The sequence below is a fragment of the Pseudanabaena sp. CCNP1317 genome (assembly GCF_034931345.1).
Classification (GTDB): Bacteria; Cyanobacteriota; Cyanobacteriia; order Pseudanabaenales; family Pseudanabaenaceae; genus Pseudanabaena; species Pseudanabaena galeata.
This window is the reverse complement of the sequence record NZ_JAYGIF010000021.1, coordinates 14,736-34,691: the sequence shown is the minus strand read 5'-3', so window position 1 is coordinate 34,691 and position 19,956 is coordinate 14,736. Positions and strand designations below refer to the sequence as shown.

Below are 19,956 nucleotides of genomic sequence, written 5' to 3'. Positions count from 1 at the left end.
TATAAACTAGCCCTTGGGCGTGCTTAACGATGCTTTCCATGATCGTTATTTAATTTACTACTACGCCCTTTTTTTCACATTTTTGCTCTTTCTGCAACCCCTTTTCTTGAATGGTGCAAGATCTCAGTTAAGAATCCTTGCGCCAAAGCCTCCAAGTCCAATTAACATCAGAGAGACCATAGAAAAACTTATGATAGCTATCCATGCTCCTGCGGGTTGAAATAGTTTGTCGGGTATTTTGAGAGAGGGATTAGCTATTGTGGAATCTTGTTGGTTCATAAATTTGTTTATCGCTGAGTTAACGAGATCTGCCCAAAGTAGTGATGTATAGAACTGCTTCATCGTTGGGAATGCCAAGAACCTCATTGACTAGATCGTCAAAAAAGCCTGCAATGCCACTTACGCCCACACCTAAACCGATCGCAGCGAGATTTAACCTTTGTCCTAAATGTCCTGCGTCCATATGTAAATAACGATAAACGCGATCGCCATATTTCTCAACAGCTTTTTGGAGGTCAGCGGTATGGAAAATTACAGCTCCTGCATCCCGACCGAGTTCTTGACCGAGGCAGAGATAATGTAGTTCATCACGGAAGTTCTTAAAGCGAATTTGCCGTAACTCCTGTGATTTGGGTGCGTAGTAATAACAACCTTCTTCCAATCCCACTACCCCTGTTACGGCTACAAAGGTTTCAATTAAGCTGAGATCAAAATAATCGGGATTACCATCAATGCCTTGATCGGTATAGTGTTGGGGCTGATAAGTAAAGTCAAGAATTGCTTTGAGTTCAGCTAGTTCTAGCTTTGCACCACTATATTCACGGGTTGATCGCCGTTGCAAGATCGTATTTTCCAGCATTTCCAAATCATCACCCCAATGAATGCTTTCGGTGATGGTATTAACTTTTGTACAGAAGGGGAAGTTGTACTTATCAAGATCTGGTTCAGAATTATTTTCGGTTTGATCTGATTTTTTGACATCCAACTGTTCCCACAGTTTCTGCATATTTGGCTTTTCAGTAATTTTTGTGGATTGGTGTAGATATTCCAAAAGCTGACCATCAGGGAGTTTGGGGTAACTATGCACAGTTCCTGAAGGTAGTGCTGTCATTACTCCCCTAGAAATATCTAATGATCGCTGCATTGGTTCTCTGGATTCCTGACCTCGACCAATGCGCTCCTCGTCTTGCAAATCAAGAATTGGCACGATCGCGATCGCCCCTTCGACCTCTTTATCTAAAAACAGCAGTTCATTGACAGACTCATCGGCAAAGCCGCCAATTAGTGAGGCTTGATAATCCTCAATTGAACTTGCTAACTCAATATTTCCTAACAAATGTCCCGTATCAAGAAAAATGCGGCGATAAGCGCGATCTTGATAACGCCAAGCCGATCGATGAAATACCGCCGTAATTGCGATCGCCATACGGGTGTTTTGCAAAGCGGGATGACTAAAACAAGCTTGTTGCAAACCAGCCCAAACATGATTGTCTTGCCAAAAATGAATCAAGCTATGGGTGCGAACTTGATAGTTATAGATTCCTGCGGATAAAAGTGGTGTCCCTGCTGAGATTAGATACAACTCGGCAGGATATAACCCACCTGCCGAAGGAGCCGCCCTCAGATAAAAAGCCTCACCCGTTACGGTCGGTACTCTTGCAGTCAATCCGTAGCTGCAAAATAGCAATCGTGATAACCGCCGCCAACGGCTCGCCAATAATCCATCGCGATCGGTCTGAATTTCTTCAGTGAGATAGGGTTTGAGATCGTAAACTGTACCAATTTTATAATCCTTATAAGGTGATGGCTGGGTACTCCAGTCTAGTCCTTGACTTTTACTAGCAAGGGTTGCAGGCGCATACTTAGTACGTTCGTGATAATGTTCGGCGAAGGAAAGTCTGGCTTCGGGCATGGTTTTGCAACGTGACGGAAATAGGCAGCTAGACTAAAATGTTATCTCAATTCGCACGGTCATTGGCACGAAGTGCCGACGACAGCAGTAATTCTCATTATAAAAATTGATTTCTTTGAAAGCACGCCAACGGCGTGCTTCCAAAGAAACCAATTTTCGTGTTTCCAGCGCCTTCGGCGCTGGAAACACGAAAATTGGTTTCATAGTCAGAATTGCGGATTTAGCTGAAAATTGCGATCGCAATATCCGTGATTTCGCATATGATAGAAAGGTTGTCAAAATTTTTCTAATTAGAAAATTATCGTATTTAATATAGGGATCACGTCATGGCAGTACCCAAGAAGAAAACTTCCAAATCTAAGCGAGATAGCCGTAAAGCTGTATGGAAGCGGAAAGCCGCAGTTCATGCTCAAAAAGCTATTTCCTTAGGTAAGTCCATCCTTTCAGGCAAAAATGATGGTTTTGTCTATCCAATGGCTGAAGAGGCTGAAACTGAAGAGTAATCTTAATAAAAAAGGCGAGCTTAGCTCGCCTTTTTTGATGGTTTGTTTAAGCTGATTGAGCTAGGCTTTCTTTGATACAAGCACCAATCTGAGTATCAATCTTTAAAATATGGCTGACCAACCATTCGCATAGTTCATTATAAATTTTGAGCGCAATCTCTTCACTTGCATCGCTCTGACGATATTGATCATGGAGCTTGCCAAAGGTCTCAATAAATTTCTTGTGGGCTTCTTGGTTCACACTAGCCATAGGGCAGCTATGTTTTGCCGCGCAGGTTTCTTCATTGCCAAAGTGCCATTCAGCATAGAATTTAAGGAATACCAACAATTTTTTAATAGCATTTGCCCCGTTACCCCGTTCGATCGCTTCCCCAATTTCATTAGTCGCCGCAATTAGTTCACGATGCTGGCTGTCAATCATTGGTACACCAATACTCAAGGAGTCAGACCATTCAAATCTTTGCATATAGTTTCCCTCATTGCATTTAGTGCATCAGATTTCAGCAATTCTCATTATAAAAATCAGTTTTTTGAAAGCCCGCCGTTGGTGGGCTTTCAAAAAACTGATTTTGGTGTTTCCAGCACCGAAGGCGCTGGAAACACCAAAATCGGTTTCATAATGAGAATTGCTGATCAGATTTATTCTCCTGTAAATCAATTTAAGATTCTGAAAAATTAATATAAATTTAACTCCATGAGGCTGCTAGTCGCCACATTTGATGCCCAATTCCTAGACCAATTAAGCAAGGCGCAGTCAATATAACAATTGCCATCCATAATTTGCGACTTTTACTTAGGACATCGCCAACAAAAGCGATCGCCGTTAATCCCACCCATGCAATGATCGCCAAAACCAAGAGATAAAATTTCAACCTTACTAAAAAAACTAACCCACCAATAATTAAAAAACCACTGATTAAGTAGCTCCATTTCATCAGTGCATAATCCGCAAAAGCTGTAAGGATTGGCAGTAGTGCGATGATCACAAAACCAGCGATCGCTAAATCTCGACGGGCTGGAATCGTCAGCAGTACCGATAGAAAATAGCTCATACAGATGTAGCTAATCAATATGATGACTAGCCACAGCCATAGAAAATTAATTTTTTTGAACGATACCTTTGGCTTGGGTAACTTAAATTTGGGAAAGCCAAGTTTAGGTAAGCCCCATTTAACTTTTCCGAATTTAGGTAAGCTTAAACTTCTTAATGTGTTAGGTTTTTTCGCATCAAATTCTGACGGATCAGGAATATTTCTTGATTGCTCCGTCGAAGTGTTTTGATTTTTTGACTCATCAATATCTGCCATAATTTCCTACCAATGATAGGGCGCACAAAGTTCGCCCTATCTTCTAAAAGGCTACTTCTGAGGCTACAATCATCGAACCAACCCCACTATTTGTAAAGATTTCGAGTAAGAGTGAATGGGGTACTCGTCCATCAACAATATGGGCTGCTTTTACACCTTGAGCTAGCGATCGCACACAGCACTGGACTTTGGGAATCATGCCACCACTGACAACATTTTCATTCATCAGTTCTCTGGCTTTTTGAATTGTCAAACTACGATAGAGAGTGCTGGGATCTTTGTAGTTATGTAAAATCCCTGCAATATCGGTAAGCAAGATTAATTTTTCGGCTCCCAAAGCGGCGGCGAGTTCACCAGCAACCGTATCTGCATTGATGTTGTAGGACTGACCTGTTTCATCGGTGGCTACACTAGATACGACGGGAATATGGCCTGCTTCGAGTAGGGTTGAGAGCAAGCCAATATTAATGCCACTGACTTCACCGACAAAACCGATCGCATCATTGCCTTGGGGACGCGCACGGATCAGATTGCCATCCTTGCCGCATAAACCAACTCCAGAGCCACCTGCGAGGTTAATCATTTCTACAATTTGCTTGTTGACACGTCCAACCAACACCATTTCCACAACTTCCATGGTGGCGGCATCGGTAACACGCAATCCATTGATAAACTGTGGCTCGATGTTCAGTTTGGTGAGCCATGTATTGATTTCAGGTCCCCCACCATGGACTAAGACTGGGCGCAATCCCATAAATGACATCGTAACGACATCGCGGATCACGTCCTGCCGAAGGTTTTCTTCTTTCATGGCCGCCCCACCATATTTGACGACAATGGTACGCCCTGAAAATTGCTGCATATAGGGCAATGCTTCACTTAGAACCTGAACGCGATCGCTGTCTGTTAGCATTTAACGCCTCGACTACTTTTGAAATACTACTGTGTAAGTATTGGAAAATACTTTTATAAACCTTACAACCTCAAATACACCAATAGATAAGCGATTTAGGTTGCATATTAGTATTTGATGACTTTTACGAGTATCAGTCCCCATAGCAGGGAATAATTAAGGGAGTTTGGCTCAGCCACGCACCCTTAATTATTTATAGGACATAAAACCCAAAAGATGAGTGGCGGCGCTTCGCGCCGCCACTCATCTTTTGGGTTTTATGTCCTAAGCAAAACTTACATTGTTATATTAACGTCAGTTTGACGAAAGTGTGACAACACTTTTGTGAATTAAAAGCCAAATCCAGTAAGGTTTTGCAAGACACAAAATGTCTACGCCATTTCGTGTCTAGGTTTTACAAATGTTGTCGATCATTCTTGAACTAACATCTCCTTCCCAATGGTTAGGGACTATCCCATAGAAACTAGGCGATCGCCATTTCAAAAGCCTGACAAACCGAGATAATTGAGAATTTAGCTTGTGCTTGGGTATAGGCTGTTTCAACGATCCTCTGAGTGGCAGGGAGATCGCTAAAAACTAGATGCATCGCATCAGCGAGTAATTGCGGATCGTTGGGTGGAATCAGTAAACCTGTAACTCCATTTTCGATAATTTCGCTAGTGCCGCCACCAATGGTCGCGATCGCAGGACGTTTTGATAATTGAGCCTCGACAATGACTCGACCAAAGGGTTCAGGAGCCGTTGAGCAATGGGCGATCGCATCGCAAGCTTTCATCAAAGCGGGAATATCTTGTCGAAATCCGAGCCAATGGACACGACCTTTGAGGCTTTCTTGGGCAGCAATATTTTTGAGCTTCTCAGTATATTCCGCTTCCCCAAACAGAGCATCACCAACTAACAACACATGGACATCAGGGAGCCTACTAGCAGCCTCTAGCAAGACATGTTGTCCTTTCCAATAGGACAGACGGCTAAACATACCAATCAAAGGGCGATCGCGGGGAATACCTAATTCCTCACGCAAAGTTGCTTGATTATCATTAATTTGATCAAATTTTTCACTGTCAAATCCGTTATAAACAGTGCGGAGTAATCTACGATTGCCTCCTGCGGCAAGAAAGGCTTCCCCTGTCGCTTGAGAGTTGACGATCACTCTGGTGGCAAACCAATTAGCCAATGTGACTGCGATCTTGCGATTTGTCGCGCTAAAAATATCCGCCGTCAAGATATCGTGCAAGTGCCAGACAACGGGCGCACCAGCAAATAATCTGGCGATCGCTGCAACTACAAATCCCTTTTGGTTATTGGCATGGATCAAATCAAAATCTTTGCTTTTTTTGGCTACTTGTTTCCCTAGTCTCCAGAGATCGCCAATGGATTTGAGTGAAGCTAACCCGCTTGAGACTTTCACCTCGGCAAGCGATCGCGATGCTTGTAAAACCTCAACTTTTACGCCTAAATCTTCCAGACGATTTTTTAAGATGCCATCAGTTAATAGCACTACTTGACTAGTCTCGCGATACGCATGGGCAAAGTCGAGTAAACAAAGCTCTCCCCCACCTAAGACTGCGGTATAGCTAACAAACAAAATTCTTTTGTTGTTCATACTTAATTAGGCGGAACAATAAATTTAAAACAATAATCTATGAATATAGCAATCCTAAATAGGTTGTGAGAGTGCGCCCCGAAGGGGCGCACTCTCACAACCTATTTAGGATTGCTATATGGGGTTTTGCGCTGACTTAAAAGCCAGAAATATTTTTGAAAGTGTCGCTTTGCGCTACTTTCAAAAATATTTCTGTACTACTTAAAGCCTCAATAAACCGTAAGTTATTGAGCGATCGGGTGACACCGATCGCTTAGTGACACCGATCGCTTAATTGATGAACTATTCTACAAATCTTCTCATGTTTAGTCATACTCATCTGATTGCTTATTATGGATAAATCTGCTCCTCAGTCTACCTCTAAACCCATATTAAATAGAGGCTTTATAGTGACCTTAGGAATTCTCGCAGTAATCGCTACGATGGCAAGACCATCAGCACGTTGGGTTAAGGCTCAATATGATATTTATCAAGCTAACAACACGGTTCTAACAGCTAGTGAAAATAATTACAAAGAACTAATCAAGAGTATTGAAGCAAATCAGCCGAATAAGTCTTTAAAAATTCCATCAGCTAGTAGCTCAGCAATTTCCGAAAAAATTTTTCAGGCTGCTTTATTGCCTGACATTTTAGGTAGAAGTAGCCGCTATGAACCATATACCAGTAATGGCACACTTGCTTGCGCCCGTATGGTAAATATGACGATAGAACACGCTTTGGGCTATCAGGTAGGACAAAATACTCTTTATGTTCCATCTATGGTTGAAGATCTAGACAATGGTAAGGGCAAACGTATCGACCAAAATCAATCTATACGAGGCGATATAGCCATTTCCAATGGTACAGATTATGAAAAGGGGCTTTGGCATATAGGTATTTGTATGAATGATGGTTGCAGCTTGGTGTTGTCCAACTCTCCTTTTAAATCAGAATTTTCTTGGCTAACAAACTCAAATTTCGACGGAGCCTTTGATCGATATCCAGGTAAAACCACTTTTTATCGCATTGTCCAGAAATAATCAAAACGTCAGTTGGACGCAAATAGCAAAAAATGGTAAGAATCGCTAAGCGATTCTTACCATTTTTTGCTATTTGCGTCGTGCGAAGCACAACGCAAATGGCTCTATCCAATTCACGTTAACTTAGTTAAATCATCGATTTCAAAATATTGATGAAACTTGGTTGTTACTTGCAAAACCGACGATCGCCCCCCATCTGCTTGCCTTTTCTTTCTCACAAATCCCTGCTCGACTAACTCCTGAACGTGCTGATAAGCTCCTGCCCCGCGTAACTCGATCAACTCTGACTGCACGATATTTTTTTTCAATGCGATCGCCGCCAACGTCCGTAAAGCTCCACGCCCCAGATCCACAGGAATGAGCTTATGCACCAAATCCCCAAACTCCGATCGCAGTCTTAGCGAAAACCCCACATCAGTTTCCACAATTTCTAAAGCACTGTCTCGATGGGCATATTCTGTAATTAGATCAATCAGTCCCATCTCTGCATCCTCAACCTCGCACCCTAGAGCTTCAGCGATCGCCGCCAAGTTCATTGGTTGCCCCTTGAGATACAAAACCGCCTCTACTTTTTGTTTGAGGTTATTGGCGATCGCTAATTCTGGCTGCTCAAATCCATCCATGGACAAAGACAGTGGCTCAGCCTCCAAGTTTTCCTCAAGCTCAAAAGACTCTTCAGGCTCTAGTTCGTCTAAATCTAAAGGATCGATAGGTTGTTCAAAAGGCAATACATTCGTCATGCTAAAATTTTAACCGAGTATAGGCGGTGCATAGCGCCACTTTTACGCTCTTTTTATACTCTTAAACAAAAAAATTCACAAGCTGAGAAACCATATGCCAAGCAGCATGATGTACTACGAAGACACTTATGTAGTGCTGCCTCCAGACATGCAAGAGCAGTTTGTCACTCAGCCAGAATTAGAAAAAATCTTGCATGATCTGCTCGTTGAGATTGAGAATCAAGATTTACCTACCGATTTAAAAAATATCCCCACAATTGATGAGCAAGTCCAACGCTTGATTAAAACTGCCTGTGATCTCGATTGTGGCGATCGCGGTACATGGCAATGGTATGTAGTCCGCCTCGATAAATAAACCAAGTAGCGCCTATTAGCTAAGAGACTTCAGCCGAAAAATTAGTTTTGGACTTGCTAAGCATCTCTTTAACATCAATATTTTGCCAAAGGACTCGATATAACTGTAAAGCCTCTTCCTTACCCTTTACTTTAATTAGATCCAGCTTTTCTAATGGCAGATTATGACTGGAAATCTTCACTTTAGTACTTTCAGAAATAAATACTTCTCCAGCTTTTGCTGCCGTACAAATGCGGCTAGCCACATTCATCGTGTCGCCAATATTGGTGTACTGAATCAGATTCTCAGAGCCAATATTACCTGCGGCAACCATGCCCGTATTGAGTCCAATGTGAATCTGGATTTGCAAATCTCGTCCTTGTTCTGTCCAATCTTCATTTAATTGTTTCATTGCCCATTGCATGGCGATCGCTGCATTCACAGCCATCACTGCGTCATCCTCTTTTTGATAGGGTGAACCCCAGACTGCTAATAGGGCATCAGCGATATATTTCTCCAATGTGCCACCAAAGGGGAAGACAATATCTTCAACCATCACCTTGAAATATTCATTTAAGAATTCGAGAACCTTGCGCGGCTGCATTTGTGCAGTCATTTCGGTGAAACCGCTAATATCAGAAAACAAAGCGGTGACTTCTGTTTCAACAATCCGATTTAAGTCCCAACCTTCTTCAATTTTTTTGCTAACGGCGGCAGGAAAAAATCGCTCTAACTTGGTGCGCCGAATCACTTCCGATTGCATATTGCGATAGAGGTGAGCATTTTCAATCGCGATCGCCGCCTGATTTGCCAAACTACTCAAAAATTCTAGATCTTCTTTATAATAAGCATGACCACGCGATAGATTATCCACATACAATACGCCGATCGCATGATCCCTTGGCTTTAAGGGCGCACACATTGCCGCTTGGATCGATTGCTGAATAATTGACTGAGAACTATCAAAACGGCGATCGAGCGAAGCATCATCGCTAATGATTGCATCGCCTTGTTTTAAGACAAAATTAGTTATTTTGCGACTATAAAAATCAAGGTCAGCCGTTGTATTGGGATTACTAAATCTGTAGGCTTTTGGTTCTAATTGCCCAGTTTTCTCATCGACCAGTAATAATACGGCGCGATCGACAGACATAATTTTTAGCAACAGTTCTAAAATCTTTTCAGGCAGAGCCGAATAGGCTTCAGGAGATGCTAGTTCTTGGCTGACCTCTAGCAAAACTCGTAACTTCGCCGATGTCCTCTGCACCTCATCAGTACCCTGAATCATTAGCACTGATCCTGAGGTTGCGAGCTTCTGCTGTTGCAATAAATCTTGCATATTCACACGAGATTTCTCTGGCGAAACGCGCATTAAAATCGATAACCCTGAATTGGGAATTGTATTTTGATTAGTAGAAGAAGTTGTACTAGATTGAGATTCATCAACTAATCGAAATACAACACTACCAAATTGCACCCAATCACCATGATTGAGTTTTTGTTGGATAATCTTGACCTGATTAACAAAAGTGCCATTACTACTATTCAAATCAGTAACATATAGCCCCTTATCTGTTACCTGAATTTCCGCATGATGACGTGAAAGACTTCGAGCATCATCCTCTACGACAATACTATTATCTAATCCTCTACCGATCGTATTTACGCCATATTTTAGATCGCAGATGCGCTCTTGGGGAGTACCTTGATTTTGAATAATATATGGCATATTTTTTTCCTGCTGCGACTATTGGAATATCATTACAGCGCAAAACGCTGAAGTAAAACTCAGAAATACTATTGAAAGCGCTGCTTTTAATAATATTTTTGTACTACTTAAAGCCTCAATAAACTTTACAGCGCAAAGAGCTGAAGTAAAACCCAAATTTTTTATTGAAAGTTTTGCAAAGCAAAACTTTCAATAAAAAATTTGGGTTTATTCGCTAATTCCACTACAGAAGTATCTGTGAAAACTCTCATATCATTCATAATGAAGTTAACAGCATTATCACATTTTTATCCATGTCGCCAACTACGCTAGAAGTACAATCTCAAGTTCAGGCTGATCCGCAAGTCGCAACTGATGCGATCGCTGAGTTTAATCAATATGTGATGAGTACCTATGCTCGCTTTCCGATCGCCCTAGAGCGCGGCGAGGGCTGCCGAGTATGGGACAGCACAGGCAAAGAATACTTGGATTTTGTGGCTGGCATTGCTACTTGTACGTTGGGACACGCACATCCTGCAATGGTCAAAGCCGTGACTGAGCAAATCCAAACTTTGCACCATGCCTCTAATTTGTTTTATTTTGCACCCCAAGGTCAATTGGCTAAATGGCTGGTACAAAACTCCTGTGCGGACAAAGCATTTTTCTGTAACTCTGGTGCTGAGGCTAATGAAGGGGCGATTAAGCTGGCGCGTAAATATGCTCATACCAAGCTCGGTATCGAAGACCCCTTAATTTTGACGGCAAATGCTAGTTTTCATGGACGCACACTCGCCACCGTTACCGCCACAGGGCAGCCCAAATATCACAAGAATTTTGCACCCCTCGTCCAAGGTTTTGACTATATTCCTTACAACGATATCGCCGCCCTCGAAGATGCTGTCAAAAAATATGAAGGCAGACTCTGCGCGATCATGCTCGAACCATTGCAAGGTGAAGGCGGTGTCAACCCTGGCGATCGCGCTTATTTCTCGCGTATTCGGGAAATTTGTGACGAGAAGAAAATTCTGCTGATTATTGATGAAGTCCAAGTGGGAATGGGACGCAGTGGAATGCTCTGGGGTTATGAAAATCTCGGTATTCAGCCCGATATCTTCACTTCGGCAAAGGGCTTAGGCGGTGGCATTCCCATCGGTGCGATGATGTGCAAGGCAAGTTGTGATGTCTTTGAAGCGGGCGATCATGCCAGTACCTTCGGCGGTAATCCTTTCGCCTGTGCCGTGGCTCTATCGGTTTGCAACACGATGGTCAAGGATAATCTGATTGCTAATGCGAGAGAACGTGGTCAACAACTACGGACTGGATTGCAAGCTATTTGCGATCGCTTTCCTCAGCATATTTCTTCGGTACGTGGCTGGGGCTTGATCGATGGTTTGGTATTGCAAGAGTCTAGCCAAATCCAAGCCCGTGATGTGGTTGCCGCAGGAATTGAACATGGTTTGTTGTTAGTGCCTGCGGGTGTAAAGGTGGTGCGCTTTGTACCACCTTTAATCGTTTCGGCTGAGGAGATTGATCAAGCTCTAGCTACTGTCGAACAGGCGATCGCAAGTTTTTAGTTCATGTCATATCTAAAAAAACGTCAGTTCGACGAAAGTAGAAAATGGTAAGAATCGCTAAGCGATTCTTACCATTTTCTGCCATTTGCGGCGTGCGAAGCACGCCGCAAATGGCTATATCGAACTCACGTTAAAAAAAGAGGTGGCGCTTTGCGCCACCTCTTTTTTTAGATATGACAAGTTAAGAAATGGCTTAGTCACTTCTTAACTTGACAACCCTTACTGGGTTTGGTTTTTAATTCACGAAAGTGTTGTCACACTTTCGTGAATTGGGATTAGAAACTAAACTGAGTGCGTAGATTACCTACAAATACAGTTGGGTTAGTCGAGAAACTATTGGGATTGAAAATTGCGTAGAACGCAGGAACGATCGCAATATTTCTGCTGATTGGATAGTAGTAAGAAAGCTCCAAATCGTATTGATTAGCGCCATCACCACCACCAGAGAGCAAGAAATTACGTCCACTGCTATAACTATGGGGTACAACAAAAGAAAGCACAGCCAAGGCACTTTCCTTAAATAAATCTGGGAAAGCTAGCCCAAATTGGAATGCATTAACATTAACGCTACCACCTTGAACAGCAGGATTAAGCGGCGAAATATTGGTACTACCATAGGAGTAACGACCAAATACCCCAAATCCTTTAGTAACCAACCAATCAAAGTTCAAGACAAATGAATCTGCGGTAGCATTGTTAATTGGACCACCCAGACCATCATCCGCAAACCCATAAGGTAAAGGTTCAGCCGTTGCGCCACCAATGAGACCACCATTAGTTTTGATATTGGAGCGGGTATACAAGAACCGAATGTTAGCATCACGACTTGGTGAATAGACTAACTCAGCACTGAGAGTATTGGTTCCACCAAATAGCCCTTGGTTGGGATTACTAGAAGTATTAAAATTAGGTACAGCAGGATTGAGGAACTCTGTATTTTCTCCTAAATAAGCTGCTGTAAATCTGAACTGTGGATTGATCGTCCAAGTTACAACTGCACCCGAACCGCGATCGACGGAATTTGATAAGGTACTGCCATTTGAGTTAAAACTAGTTGCACCTGTCAAGAAGTTAGTAAAACGGTTGCCATCAAAATAGCGATAGAAATTCAGACGAGGACCGATCGCTACATTAACATTGCTTGCAACTGGGAAACTATAAAACAACTCACGAATATTGAAAGTGTTAGCACTAGGTACACCCGTCTGATCAAGGAATGGAGTTCCCCAAGTGTTGGTATAGCCAGCAGACACAAAGTTATTGGCTGGCGAGTTGCCATTACCTGTTACCAGTTGGGTAACCAAAGCATCTTTACCTGTGAAAGATGTTGTCAGGTTTAAGAATAGATAGTAACCAAATGTAAGGTTAGGATTACTTCTATTAACCGTAGTTGGTACACCACCAACACGAGTAGGTGCAGCAAAAGGACTACCAGGATTCCCAAGACTGCGCTCAGCTCTCACAGGTGCAGATGCTGTCGCTCCAGTAAGGTTAAAGAAGGCAAGCCCACTGAGCTTAGTCGTTGTTGAGAACTGTTGAGCTTCGAGTTTAGCTGTCTTCGCATCAAGAGCATCTACGCGACCACGAAGAGTAGCCAATTCCGCAGCAAATTCTTCTTGAAGCTTCTGTAAAGTAGCAAGATCTTCCTGAGAGACTTTATCGGCTAGTCCTGCGGAAATGATTTCATTGATCTTATCCAAACAAGCATTGAGTCCAGCCGCAAACTCGTATCTTGCTAGAGCTTGACCACCTCTAAAGGTGCTGTCTGGATAACCTGCAATACATCCATAACGCTCTACTAAGGATTGAAGAGCGGTAAAAGCCCAATCAGTTGGACGTACATCAGATAGCTGTGAAACAGATGTTACTTGAGAAACATCTGTAGTTTCCGCCAGTTTATTCACATCTAAATTACTGACTGGTGAGCCCGTGGACAAACTGGGTTGAAGACTGACAGCATTCTCTTGGCGATCGATTAAATTACTAATCGATGTGTTAACCTCTGGGGAGGTACTTGCTGATAAATTTGCTGTCGATAAATTAGTTGATGAATCTTTAGGTAAATTATCTGAAGCTTGAGGCGTAGCTTTTGCGGGAGCCTCATACAAACTAGATAGCGCGACAAACATCGCTAGACATGAAAGCGAACTATTGAAAGCCTTTGACATAAATCCTCACACCAATTACATGAGCGACGAACGGAAAATCGCAGTAATCTGGATACTGTATACAGTATCCAGATTACTGCGATTAAACTTTAGATTCGCGATCGCTTTCTGTATTGCAGATTACAAAGAATTCACTCACTAACAAAGCTCAAATTTTTGTGTGGTAGCTTCGCTACTCCACAAAAGAACTAACTACCACGATAAGTGCTGTAAGCCCAAGGTGAAACTAGCAGAGGTACATGGTAGCGATCGCTCTTATCTGCAATACCAAAGCGCACAGGAACAGTAGTTAAGAAATTAGGTTCTGGTAAAGACGCGCCACAACTTGTAAAATAGTCGCTGACATAAAAACAAATTTCGTATATACCCACTTTGATCTCAAACTCATTTAGTAACAGTTCATCTGTTCGACCGTCTCGGTTAGTAAATAGAGTTTTGATTAATTTTCTCTGTCCGTCATCAGCGATCGCCCACAATTCAAGTTTCATATTTCTGGCAGGACATCCATGCACTGTATTAAGGACGTGAGTTGAGAGTTTTCCAGACATAATTTCACAAACCAATATTTTAATAGGCAGCGCTTTGCGCTGCCTATTAAAATATTTTACTTCACAACTGCATACTGTATACATTAAGCTTGTATAGCAATCCTAAATTGTTTGAAAGAGTTCGCCCTTTGGGCGAACTCTTTCAAACAATTTAGGATTGCTATGTACGAAACTAATCTATAAATTCACAAGCTTTATTTATGACAGCATCCAACGGGACAAGACGAGTATTTATTTGTGGTTCGGCTCTACGCGGACAGCCTGATCATGGAAATTTGCAAGGCGCAAAGTTTATCCGTCCAGCAAACACCCAAACTCGCTATCGACTTCATTCGGCTGGTGACGGCTGGCATCCTGCGATTTATGAAGTAGAAACAGGTGGAATTTCCATCCCTGGAGAAGTTTACGAGATGCAAGCTGATGAATTTGACTACCTCGCCAGTAACGAACCCCCAAATATGTACCCTGCGGATGTTCATTTAGAAGATGGAGAAGTTTTAACTGCTTTTCTCTATCCTCAAGAACTAATTGAGAAGTTTAATTGGAAAGATATCTCTCATCTTGGCGGATGGGCTGCTTATAAAAATGCATAGATTAAAAAAAAGGTTCGCGAAGCGAACCTTTTTTTTAATCTATGCAAGCGATCGCGGCAACTGGCCCCCCACCTGAAGGTCCTTGATGTTCCGCACCTCCTGATACATAAACCATCGGATCTTGCACGATAGAAGCCACTACTGCCCCCACCACAGCCCTTGCCATGCGCGTATGGTTGATATCGGAATCATCCATCATCGTGTGTCTTCTGCCCAAAAGCTCTCCCGATGGATCGGCTTCAGCTTTAGCAAATATATTTACGACCCGATCGCTTGTTTGCCCTGTGGAGGCGATCGCTTTGATCACCGCTTCAGCATCTAGGGCATGTTGCATCACACTATGACCAATCACAAAATTGCTAGTGGATGTTGGCGCATTCCCTAATACCAAAATCTCACAGTTTCGTAACTCCACCCCTGCGGATGTGGAAGCAACCGTGGAATACAAGGCATAATTTTGGCAAATATCTGCTGCTGTAAGATCTTCTAGTTGGACTTCACCTAGGGCAACTGCTACGCCTAGCGCTGAGGCTCCACGCGAGTAACCCATTGATTGATAGCTAGTTATCGATTTACTGACTGAGTTCGCATCATGATCTTCATCGAGCAAGCGATCGCGACTGGTGACAAGGGGACATTTAATTTGGATAAAATGCACATCATCTTTGGCGATTCCTGCGGCGGCGATCGCCTGATTCACAGCTAGGGCAACTTCTTTGACCATTGTTAATGAGCCAATTTCCGCAGGGGTAAAATCACGGGTATGAATCACTCCCAAGGTTAAAGCCATACGGGTTGGTGCGTCTGGCGATGAAGGTTGACTGGTAAAAATTGTTAAATGCGGGCTTAAGGCTCCCTCAGTTCCCCCAGACATGACATAGACGATCGCTGCCGATTTGTCCTGTCCTACAAAATTAGCGAGGTAGTTCTTTAAAGTTTGCACCGCAAAACCGCGTGTAAAATCATTAACACAGCCATTTCCTTCGGTCTTCCCCATAATCGCCACAATTTGCTGGGGATTAATCTTGCCTGAAGCGATCGCCGCTTCTAGAGCCGTGAGATCATCAGGACTATTTTGTGGAAGCTTAAATACATCAACTTTCATTATTTTTTATTTGAGATAGGGTTTCATCATCGGCGGCACTTTGCGCCGCCAATTCTTAGGCTGGTTTATGGTGCTTGTGCCAATGATGGGCAATGTCAATACGGCGACAAATCCAAACGCGATCGCGACTCTGGATATAATCCAAAAATCTCGCCAAAGCCGCCGCTCTTCCCGGCCGTCCGACTAGGCGACAATGTAAACCGATGCTCATCATTTTTGGGGATGTTTCACCTTCAGCGTAGAGAACATCAAAGGCATCACGCAAATAGGCAAAAAACTGATCCCCTGAATTAAAGCCTTGGGGTGTGGCAAAGCGCATATCGTTATTATCGAGGGTATAGGGAATGACTAAATGGGGCTTGCCATATTCATAATTCCAATAGGGAAGGTCATCGGCATAGCTATCGGAATCATAGAGAAATCCACCTTCTTCCACAACTAAACGGCGAGTATGCTCGCTAGTACGTCCCGTATACCAACCGAGGGGACGCTCGCCTGTTACTTGTGTATGAATCGCGATCGCCTTTTGCAAATGTTCCTGCTCTTGTTCAGGCGAAAAATATTTGTAATCAATCCAACGATAGCCATGACTCGCAATTTCCCAATCTGCCTCCAGCATGGCAGCGACGGCTTCAGGATTACGAGCGAGAGCCATCGCAATACCGTAAATAGTTACAGGAATATTGCGATCGCAAAACATGCGATACAAACGCCAAAATCCTGCGCGACTGCCATATTCATAGCAAGATTCCATATTCATATGGCGCAATCCGTTAAAAGGAACAGCGCCCACAATTTCTGACAAAAAAGTTTCAGATGCACTGTCTCCATGCAGGATACAAGTTTCGCCGCCTTCTTCATAATTAATCACAAACTGGACAGCAACACGGGCGTTATCTTTCCATTTCGCTTCGGGAACAAATCGCCCGTAGCCAATCATGTCTCTTGGATAGGTCATAGGATTGAGATGATAAGTGAGTTGTAGGATTTTGGCTGTTAGCTGTTAGCTGTTGGCTGTTGGCTGTTAGCTGTTAGCTGTTGGCTGTTGGCTGTTAGCTGTTGGCTGTTGGCTGTTGGCTGTTGGATATTAGTCGCTAGCTGTTGGCTGTTGGATATTAGTCGCTAGCTGTTGGCTAAAAGCTAAAAGCTAAAAGCTAATCGCTAAAAGCTAATCGCTAAAAGCTAATCGCTAAAAGCTAATCGCTAAAAGCTAAAAGCCAAAACTAAACGCCATCTAGCAATTTCGATAATTTCAGCGATCGCTTGTTGTTTTTCTACTTCTAGATTGTTCTGAAGTCTCTGTTCAAAAGCGGCGAGAATACTATCTTTGGTATGGTTGCGAACGGCGATGATAAAGGGGAATGAGAACTTATCTTTGTAGGCTTGATTAAGATTTTGAAAGCGATCGTATTCTGCGGCGGAGAGTTGATCTAGCCCGACAGTGGATTGCTCCTTTACCGATGCTTCCGCCATTTTGAACTTACTGCCCAGATCAGGGTGAGCGCAAATTAACGTTAATTTCTCAGCATCACTCATTTTTAGAACGATCGCCGCCATGACTTGATGCAAATTTTGCACATCGCTAAAAGGACGCGATCGCCAAGCTTCGGCGGCTATTTCAGGTGTATGTTCAAAAATCGAACCGATCGCTTCGGTAAATTCTGATTGGCTCATTTGATTGAGCATCGCGATTGAATAACTTGATGAGTGACTCAATGTAAAGGACCTCCGCTAATAATTTTGGCGATCGCCTTGGTAACATCCAAGGGATTTTCTTGAGAAAGTTGGTCATACCACTTTTGGGTAACTTCGGGATCTTTACCGTGAATGGTTTCCGCCCGATTCCGCGCTTTGTTGACGATTTCGGTAGTGCGAACCTTGCGTTCTATTTCGTAGCGTCTTAGGGCATCGGGAACACTCAAATTTGTGGAAGATAAATAATTGGCTAACACCCATCCATCTTCGATCGCTTGGCATCCACCTTGACCGAGATCGGGACAAGTTGCATGGGCAGCATCACCGAGCAGAGCTACTCTACCTTTGACCATCTTTGAGATTGGTCCAACATCATGAATTTCTAAACGGGCGACGGATTCAGGCTCAAGGCGATCAATTAGTAACTGCACAGGTTTTGCCCAACCTTGGAAATGTTGTTTTAGTTCATTTCTATAATTAGCAACATCATTAACGGTTCCCTTGGGTAAAGGCACATCAAAAAAGAAATAGAAGCGATCGCCTGCTAAGGGCATCAGCGAAGCGCGTTTATGTTCTCCTACATAGATTGACCAAGTATCGGCTGCGGCGAGGTCTGTGCTAATAGGCACTAGCCCATTCCAATTGACATAGCCCGCATATTTAGGCTCGACAGCATCATTGAGAATATACTGACGCAGAAGAGAGCGGACTCCGTCGGCTGCTACCAGTAGATCCCCTGTTGCTGTACTACCATCTTCAAATTTGGCTGTAACATCACGAAAGCCATCGAGAATTCCGATACATTTAGTGCCAAGAGTTAACTTACCACCCGCAGACTCAAAGGCTTCCAATAGCACATTTTGTAAGTCTCGCCTTGCCACAGGATAGGGACGCTGCCCAACTTCTTCGACTAATGGTTGCAAGGAAATATGATTGAGGACATCTCCCGAAAGATGACGGTATTCCATATAATGCATTTGCCCGCCGATCGCGGCTAGCTGTTGACCTAAGCCAAGACGATTGAGGATTTTGACTCCATTTGACCAGAGCGAGATCCCTGATCCAATCGGACGCAGATCCCTGACCCGATCGTAGATTTCCACTTCATAACCAGCTTGTCGCAAGGCAATGCCTGTGGTGAGTCCACCGATACCCGCACCGATGACAATTGCTTTTAAGCCATACATCGCAACAAACCCATATATTTTGTATACAGTATACATGCACATTTTTTGATGCACATCAAAATTTCAATAAAGAACCCGATTTTTTGTGGCGCGGCGAAGCCGCGCCACAAAAAATCGGGTTCTTTAGTTTATATTGTGCGTCGCTAAGTGCCACTCGTCTTCTGGTTGTAGCTATAGGTTATCAAACCGCAATATTGTTGTGTTCAATGCGATCGCGGATACAGATAAGATTGTGAAGTTCTCTAGCGATCGACGATGGTCAAATATTCTATGGACTTTAAAAGCATTATTCGCGATATTCCTGATTTTCCGCAGCAAGGCATCATTTTTCGAGATATTACGCCATTGTTGGCTCATCGTGATGGCTTAACAGCAATTATCCAAGACTTTAAAACAAAGTTTGCAGAATTGAATATTGGGGAGATCGATTGCATTATCGGGATTGAGTCGAGGGGATTTATCCTTGGCGCAGCGCTTGCAATGGCTTTGGGTTGTAGCTTTGTCCCAGTCCGTAAACCTAAAAAGTTACCATCAGCAGTATTTCGGGTTGAGTATTCTTTGGAATATGGAACTGATACCCTAGAGATGCATCAAGATGCGATCGCTGTGGGTGAGAGAGTAGTCATCATCGATGATGTGATCGCTACAGGTGGGACTGCGGCTGCTACGGCAAAACTGATTAAGCAAGCTGGTGCGGAACTACTTGGGTATGGATTTTTGATCGAGCTAGATTTTCTCAATGGCAGAAAAGCTTTACCCGAAGTTCCCATTGTTTCCTTGGTGAATTACTAAGTAGCTCGGCATAAAAAACATTTAAATGCAGCATTTAAGATCCCCGACTTTTTCTTGGCAATCATAGATTAGTTCTGTTAGTCACCAAAAAAGTTGGGGATCTGGGCAATTACAGTTTTCTTTTGCTGACCTACCTATGGCGATCGCAAAGCCGATTTTTCAAAAAGTTTCTCGGTTTGAGTTTGAGTGCAAAGCGCTATAAGTAAAAATTAAAAGTTGGTGTAGACTCAGTTAATGAATTTTTAATAATAA

The 19,956-nt window shown here is 43.1% G+C and carries 20 protein-coding genes; 6 read left to right on the top strand and 14 right to left on the bottom strand.

All coding sequences use genetic code 11. The annotated features are described in order from the left end of the window. Positions 1 to 123: 123 nt before the first annotated feature. Together VB775_RS08570 and VB775_RS08565 are read right to left on the bottom strand one after the other, a co-directional pair. A complete protein-coding gene (locus tag VB775_RS08570) occupies positions 124 to 279 on the bottom strand; it encodes a hypothetical protein (protein WP_323216731.1) in 156 nt (51 codons plus the stop codon). A 19-nt stretch (positions 280 to 298) separates the two neighbouring features. Next, the gene (locus tag VB775_RS08565; RefSeq protein WP_281008100.1) at positions 299 to 1,912 is read right to left on the bottom strand and encodes a SagB/ThcOx family dehydrogenase; all 1,614 of its coding nucleotides are present in this window, start codon (positions 1,910 to 1,912) and stop codon (positions 299 to 301) included. 326 nt (positions 1,913 to 2,238) lie between these two features. Here VB775_RS08565 and rpmF point away from each other — a divergent pair, with 326 nt between their 5' ends. After that, a complete protein-coding gene (gene rpmF / locus VB775_RS08560) occupies positions 2,239 to 2,415 on the top strand; it encodes a 50S ribosomal protein L32 (RefSeq protein ID WP_103668198.1) in 177 nt (58 codons plus the stop codon). Positions 2,416 to 2,461: 46 nt separating this feature from the next. Here the strand turns inward: rpmF and VB775_RS08555 are convergent, their stop codons facing one another. The 4 genes from VB775_RS08555 to VB775_RS08540 form a co-directional block, all read right to left on the bottom strand. Further along, positions 2,462 to 2,881 (bottom strand): bacteriohemerythrin, encoded by a 420-nt coding sequence (locus VB775_RS08555; protein WP_281008101.1) that lies wholly within the window; start codon positions 2,879 to 2,881, stop codon positions 2,462 to 2,464. A 220-nt stretch (positions 2,882 to 3,101) separates the two neighbouring features. Then, positions 3,102 to 3,722, bottom strand: coding sequence for a hypothetical protein (locus VB775_RS08550; protein WP_281008102.1), 621 nt, complete (start codon positions 3,720 to 3,722; stop codon positions 3,102 to 3,104). Between the two features lie 43 nt (positions 3,723 to 3,765). Next, the gene (gene argB, locus VB775_RS08545; RefSeq protein WP_281008103.1) at positions 3,766 to 4,635 is read right to left on the bottom strand and encodes an acetylglutamate kinase; all 870 of its coding nucleotides are present in this window, start codon (positions 4,633 to 4,635) and stop codon (positions 3,766 to 3,768) included. Positions 4,636 to 5,098: 463 nt separating this feature from the next. Then, positions 5,099 to 6,241: a glycosyltransferase family 4 protein gene (locus VB775_RS08540; protein WP_281008104.1), complete on the bottom strand. Its 1,143-nt coding sequence runs from the start codon at positions 6,239 to 6,241 to the stop codon at positions 5,099 to 5,101. A gap of 332 nt (positions 6,242 to 6,573) precedes the next feature. On the opposite strand from VB775_RS08540, the gene VB775_RS08535 reads away from it, so the two are divergent. Continuing rightward, positions 6,574 to 7,260 (top strand): hypothetical protein, encoded by a 687-nt coding sequence (locus VB775_RS08535; RefSeq protein ID WP_281008105.1) that lies wholly within the window; start codon positions 6,574 to 6,576, stop codon positions 7,258 to 7,260. Between the two features lie 113 nt (positions 7,261 to 7,373). On the opposite strand, the gene scpB is transcribed toward VB775_RS08535, so the two are convergent. Continuing rightward, positions 7,374 to 8,000: an SMC-Scp complex subunit ScpB gene (gene scpB, locus VB775_RS08530; protein WP_281008106.1), complete on the bottom strand. Its 627-nt coding sequence runs from the start codon at positions 7,998 to 8,000 to the stop codon at positions 7,374 to 7,376. A 94-nt stretch (positions 8,001 to 8,094) separates the two neighbouring features. Between scpB and VB775_RS08525 the strand changes: the two genes are divergently transcribed. Further along, the gene (locus tag VB775_RS08525) at positions 8,095 to 8,355 is read left to right on the top strand and encodes a chlororespiratory reduction protein 7 (RefSeq protein WP_281008107.1); all 261 of its coding nucleotides are present in this window, start codon (positions 8,095 to 8,097) and stop codon (positions 8,353 to 8,355) included. A gap of 19 nt (positions 8,356 to 8,374) precedes the next feature. Here the strand turns inward: VB775_RS08525 and VB775_RS08520 are convergent, their stop codons facing one another. Then, complete coding sequence (locus tag VB775_RS08520; protein ID WP_281008108.1) at positions 8,375 to 10,063, bottom strand: adenylate/guanylate cyclase domain-containing protein; 1,689 nt, start codon at positions 10,061 to 10,063, stop codon at positions 8,375 to 8,377. Positions 10,064 to 10,356: 293 nt separating this feature from the next. Here VB775_RS08520 and VB775_RS08515 point away from each other — a divergent pair, with 293 nt between their 5' ends. Next, positions 10,357 to 11,616 (top strand): aspartate aminotransferase family protein, encoded by a 1,260-nt coding sequence (locus VB775_RS08515; RefSeq protein ID WP_281008109.1) that lies wholly within the window; start codon positions 10,357 to 10,359, stop codon positions 11,614 to 11,616. A 275-nt stretch (positions 11,617 to 11,891) separates the two neighbouring features. Here the strand turns inward: VB775_RS08515 and VB775_RS08510 are convergent, their stop codons facing one another. Then, positions 11,892 to 13,784 (bottom strand): iron uptake porin, encoded by a 1,893-nt coding sequence (locus tag VB775_RS08510; protein ID WP_281008110.1) that lies wholly within the window; start codon positions 13,782 to 13,784, stop codon positions 11,892 to 11,894. Between the two features lie 188 nt (positions 13,785 to 13,972). Further along, on the bottom strand, positions 13,973 to 14,332 hold the full coding sequence (uraH, locus tag VB775_RS08505) for a hydroxyisourate hydrolase (RefSeq protein WP_281008111.1): 360 nt from the start codon (positions 14,330 to 14,332) through the stop codon (positions 13,973 to 13,975). A gap of 200 nt (positions 14,333 to 14,532) precedes the next feature. On the opposite strand from uraH, the gene VB775_RS08500 reads away from it, so the two are divergent. Next, a complete protein-coding gene (locus tag VB775_RS08500) occupies positions 14,533 to 14,925 on the top strand; it encodes a gamma-glutamylcyclotransferase (RefSeq protein WP_281008112.1) in 393 nt (130 codons plus the stop codon). Between the two features lie 34 nt (positions 14,926 to 14,959). Here VB775_RS08500 and VB775_RS08495 read toward each other — a convergent pair whose 3' ends face one another. The 4 genes from VB775_RS08495 to hpxO form a co-directional block, all read right to left on the bottom strand. Further along, positions 14,960 to 16,030, bottom strand: coding sequence for a ring-opening amidohydrolase (locus tag VB775_RS08495; RefSeq protein ID WP_281008113.1), 1,071 nt, complete (start codon positions 16,028 to 16,030; stop codon positions 14,960 to 14,962). Positions 16,031 to 16,085: 55 nt separating this feature from the next. Beyond that, entirely contained in the window at positions 16,086 to 16,988 is a 903-nt protein-coding gene (gene puuE, locus VB775_RS08490; RefSeq protein WP_281008114.1) for an allantoinase PuuE, read from the bottom strand. Between the two features lie 245 nt (positions 16,989 to 17,233). Continuing rightward, on the bottom strand, positions 17,234 to 17,704 hold the full coding sequence (uraD, locus tag VB775_RS08485; protein ID WP_407072960.1) for a 2-oxo-4-hydroxy-4-carboxy-5-ureidoimidazoline decarboxylase: 471 nt from the start codon (positions 17,702 to 17,704) through the stop codon (positions 17,234 to 17,236). A gap of 38 nt (positions 17,705 to 17,742) precedes the next feature. Continuing rightward, positions 17,743 to 18,912, bottom strand: coding sequence for an FAD-dependent urate hydroxylase HpxO (hpxO, locus tag VB775_RS08480; RefSeq protein ID WP_407072961.1), 1,170 nt, complete (start codon positions 18,910 to 18,912; stop codon positions 17,743 to 17,745). A 270-nt stretch (positions 18,913 to 19,182) separates the two neighbouring features. On the opposite strand from hpxO, the gene VB775_RS08475 reads away from it, so the two are divergent. Beyond that, positions 19,183 to 19,704 (top strand): adenine phosphoribosyltransferase, encoded by a 522-nt coding sequence (locus VB775_RS08475; RefSeq protein ID WP_407072962.1) that lies wholly within the window; start codon positions 19,183 to 19,185, stop codon positions 19,702 to 19,704. The last annotated feature ends 252 nt before the right edge of the window (positions 19,705 to 19,956 follow it).